This window comes from Nocardia cyriacigeorgica NBRC 100375 (assembly GCF_000308555.1).
Classification (GTDB): domain Bacteria; phylum Actinomycetota; class Actinomycetes; order Mycobacteriales; family Mycobacteriaceae; genus Nocardia; species Nocardia cyriacigeorgica.
The window spans coordinates 1-985 of the sequence record NZ_BAFY01000225.1 but is presented as its reverse complement, the minus strand read 5'-3'; the positions used below and the strand labels follow the sequence as shown (position 1 = coordinate 985).

1 pseudogene is annotated in these 985 nt (G+C 73.7%); it reads left to right on the top strand.

Going from position 1 to position 985, the window contains the following annotated elements:
- Positions 1-985, top strand: a pseudogene (locus RJ05_RS31490) (hypothetical protein); the annotation flags it as partial.

Sequence of the window (985 nt, the reverse complement as noted above, 5' to 3'; positions counted from 1 at the left end):
CCGAGCCGGGACCGGCGCTCCCGGCCTGGACGCCGCCCCCGGTCAACGGCTACGCGCCGGGCCCGCGGCCTGCGCCGGACCAGGACCAGGGCCCGGCGACGGTCGCCTGGTCGCCGACCATCAAAGGTTTCGCCCCTGGACCCACCCCGGCGCCCGAGCCGCCGCCCGCCCGCGATACCCGCCCCGAGCTGCCGCGTCGGCGCGAGGCACAGGGCGAGAACGGCCTGCCCGCCTGGTCGGCACGACGACATCGTTCCGGGTCGGGTGGACCCGAGACCGGCGGCATCCCGACGGCCGCGTGGTCGCTGGCCAACCAAGATCAGCAACTGCTGTCCGGCCAGACCGTCGCGGGCGATCTGCTGCGAGACGGCGCCGAACGCGCCGAAGCCGGCCGCAAGGGCCGCGGCCGATCCGGTCGTGGCGCCGCCCGTCCGGAGCCCGCCGAGATCGTCGAACCCGACGACCAGCGCACCGATGTCTATGCCCCGGTCGCGCCGGACGCCGACGCCGACCTCGACGCCGAGGACTTCTACGACGAGGACGAACTGCTCGACGACGAACTCGATGACGAGTTCGACGATGACGACGAGCCCGAGGAGTCGTCCTGGGGCCGCCGCACCGCCGCGCTGAGCCGCACCTCGTCGTCGCTGCGCCGCAAGGCCGGTTCGCTCGGCAAGGCCGGAGCGCTCGGCAAAGTGAGCTCGCTGGCCGGCGCCAAGGCGGCCGCACTGACCAAGAAACCGGCCACGAGCACCGCGTCGGCGTCGAGCGCCGGGGCGCCGGCCGCGCGTGGATCGCGCAGCGCTCGCAAGGCCGAGTACGAGGCGAACAAGCGGCAGTGGATGATTCTCGGCGGCCAGAGCGCGGGTGCGGCGGTCGCGGGGATGTTGCTGTTCAAGGGTTTCGAGCGGATGTGGGAGATGCTGCCGTGGGTGGCGCTGGCGCTGGCCATGGTCGTGATCCTCGGTCTGGTGGCACTGGTGCG